At 28.8% G+C, this 3,415-nt stretch carries 2 protein-coding genes; both read left to right on the top strand.

Annotation, left to right across the window (positions count from 1 at the left end; translation table 11 throughout):
- Positions 1 to 550: 550 nt before the first annotated feature.
- A complete protein-coding gene (locus H2279_RS08235) occupies positions 551 to 2,077 on the top strand; it encodes a gluconokinase (RefSeq protein ID WP_337196240.1) in 1,527 nt (508 codons plus the stop codon).
- On the top strand, positions 2,074 to 3,405 hold the full coding sequence (locus H2279_RS08230; RefSeq protein ID WP_337196239.1) for a gluconate:H+ symporter: 1,332 nt from the start codon (positions 2,074 to 2,076) through the stop codon (positions 3,403 to 3,405). The genes H2279_RS08235 and H2279_RS08230 overlap by 4 nt, the downstream gene beginning before the upstream one ends.
- The last annotated feature ends 10 nt before the right edge of the window (positions 3,406 to 3,415 follow it).

Raw genomic sequence — 3,415 nt, 5'->3', positions numbered from 1 at the left:
AAAAAGGCTATTTAATTTGATAGATTCCTTTCAAACAATTATTCATTTTTTCAATTATATTTAAGAGATTCTATAATAAGTATCTGCGTATTTAAATATCAAAAATACAAATATCCAAGAATTAATAAAATCTTATAAAAATAATTTTTTACTATTATATAATTGATAAGCGTTTATTCTAAATCAAAAAAATAAGAAAATATTAAATATAGCCATGAAATAAGAAATTATAGTGAGTTTTAGATTAAATGTAGAACTTTATTCAGCATGTTTAGCTGCAAATTTATGTAGTGTAAGAATAAAATGCATAATGTGGAGAGATGAGATGTTATACAATTTGTCAATTTTCAATATTTAATTATATTAAATTTGTATTTAGAAGTTAATTATGAAAAAATCTAGATTTTGATTTAAAAAACGCAATTTATAAAATTTATTGATACAGAAGGTAACATAAATTAAAAATTTAGTCAAAATGTTTATTTGAACTTATGAAAATAAATATTGTTTTACAAAATTTTACTTATTATAAAATAAAAAAGGAAATTGAATGAAAGAAGAATATATTTTTATAGGAGTTGATATAGGTACGACAGGCGTTAGAGCCGCTGCTTATGAAAAAAATGGAACTCTTTTTTATTATGCAGATGAATATTATTCTATTGAAATGCCTAGGCCAAATTATGCAGAACAAAATCATGAATTGATTTTTAATAAAACTAAAAAAGTTATAAAAGAGGTGGCGAATAAACTCTTATATCTTAGAAAAAAACCTCTCGGAATATCTTTAAGTGTAGCCATGCATAGTTTTGCTTTAGCTAAAAAAGATAAATTTTTAAGCAATATGTTAATTTGGGCTGATAGCAGAGCTAGTAAGCTTGTAAAAGATTACAAAGCAAAGAGTGACAATATAAAATATTTTTATGATAAAACTTGCTGTCCTCCTCATTCTTGTTATCCATATTTTAAGATGCTTTACTTTAAACAAAATTATGAAAATTTAGATTTTGATAGAGTTTATTCCTTAAAAGATTATATCTTTGAACAATTAACTGGTTTTTGGTGTATAGATAAATCTTGTGCCTGCGCGAGTGGGTTTTATAATGCGAATGATTTAAATTGGGATGATGATTTACTTTATAGCTTGGGTTTAAAAAAAGAAAATTTACCAGAAGTAAAAGATACTATTTTTAACTTAGGTTTAAAAGAAGAAATTGCAAAAGAGTTAAATCTAGCACCAGATTTGCCAGTAGTAATAGGATCAAGTGATGGAGTTTTAGTAAATTTGGGTATAAGTTGTTTTAAAGAGGGACAAATGAGCGCTACTATAGGTACTAGTGGAGCTTTGAGGCTTATTAGCAACGGAGTTAAAAAGGATTCAAGTGCTAGAACTTGGTGTTACAATCTCTTAGATGATACTTGGGTAGTTGGAGGAGCTATAAATAATGGCGGAATAGTGCTTAAGTGGCTAAGGGATAAGATTTGTCATTATAGCACAAGTAATCTTGAAAATATAGATATAGATGCCTATGAGTTAATGAGTTTAAAAGCTTCAAAGGTAGCAGTGGGTAGCGAAGGACTTTTAGCTTTACCTTTTTTTACTGGAGAAAGGGCACCTCATTGGAATAGTGAATTAAAGGGTATGTTTTTTGGTTTAGGTTTAAATCATAGTAGATCTCATATGATAAGAGCTGTTATGGAAGGAATTTGCTATGGGCTAAAAAGTATTTATAACCCTCTTTCAAGCTTTAAAGAGCCTACTAGCATAAAAGTGAGTGGAAGTTTTACTAAATCTAGTGTTTGGATTCAAATTTTAGCAGATATTTTAAATAGAGATATAATACTACCTAAAAATAGCGAAGGTGCTGCTTATGGAGCAGCTATTTTAGGTTTTATATCATTAGGTTTGATAGATAATTTAGATGATTTAGAAGAATTAGAAAGTGAGAGAATTTTTCATGCACAGAGTGAAAATTTTGATCTTTATAACAGAATTTTTAAAATTTATGAAAATTTATATTCAAAATTACAAGATGAATTTGCACAGATTTACGAAATAGGGGAAAATAAAATATGAATTTAATTTTTATAGATTTGCTAATACTTATAATCGGAATAATATTTTTATTTTTAGTTATAGTAAAATTTAAACTTAATAGTTTTTTATCTCTACTTCTAACTTCAATTTTTATAGGCTTAGCTCTAGGCATGGATATACAAAAGATATCAGATACTATTACAAAAGGTCTAGGGGAGACTTTAGGTGGACTTGCTATAATACTTAGCATAGGATCTATGCTTGGAAAATTAATGGCTGATAGCGGTGCAGCTAGAAAAATAGCAATAAGTGTTATAAATAGTTTTGGAGCACAGAATATAAGATGGAGTGTTTGTATAGCTAGTTTTTTAGTAGGTTTCGCACTTTTTTATGAGGTAGGTTTTATACTTTTAATACCTATTGTTTTTACTATAGCAAATGAACTTAAAATAAATCCTTTGGAAGCCGGAATACCTATGGTTGCAGCTTTATCTGTAACACACGGCTTTTTACCTCCTCATCCAGGACCTGTTATGATAGCGGATACTTTAAAGGCTGATTTGGGATTAACCTTGTTTTATGGTTGCATTGTGGCAACTCCTGTTTTTATAGTTGCAGGACCTATTTTTTATAGTTTTGTAAGAAATATAAAAGGGAGAGAGGTAACTTCTTTTGAGAATCAAGATTTAGACAATTTACCTTCATTTTTTACCAGTGTTATAAGTGCATTAATACCAGTTATTTTAATGCTTTTGGCTACTTTTTTAAAGTTTTTTTCGAATGAATCATTTCATCAAAATTCTATTTATAAAGTGATTGAATTTCTTGGTAGCCCTAATATAGCTCTTTTGTTAGCTATTTTAGTAGCTATTTATATATTGGGTTTAAAAAGAGGAAGGACTATGTCTCAAATTGGTAAGAGTTTAGAAGGAGGAGTAAAAAGCATAGCTATGATTTTGCTTGTCATTGCAGGAGGAGGTGTTTTGAAGCAAATTCTAATAGATAGCGGTTTAAGTTCCCATATATCAGATTTTATCAATAAATCTAGTTTCTCTCCTCTAATAGCTGCTTGGCTGATAGTATCATTACTTAGGATAGCTTTAGGTTCAGCTTCGGTTGCAGCGATAACAACAGCAAGTATAGTTCTTCCGCTTACCACGGTAAGTGGAGTTAATCTGGAGTTAATGGTTTTATCTATAGGTGCTGGCAGTGTTATTTTATCATTACCGAATGACCCAGGTTTTTGGATGTTTAAGGAATTTTTTAATTTGAGTATAAAACAAACCTTGCTAACTTGGAGCTTGCTTGAGACAATCATAGCTGTTTTTGGACTTATAATGGTGCTTATTTTAAATTTATTTGTTTAGTTATTATTTG

The sequence above is a fragment of the Campylobacter sp. B0100352/1 genome, assembly GCF_020135855.1.
Taxonomy (GTDB): Bacteria; Campylobacterota; Campylobacteria; order Campylobacterales; family Campylobacteraceae; genus Campylobacter_D; species Campylobacter_D taeniopygiae.
The sequence above is the reverse complement of the archived record's forward strand: the minus strand, read 5'-3'. Positions and strand labels throughout refer to the sequence as shown.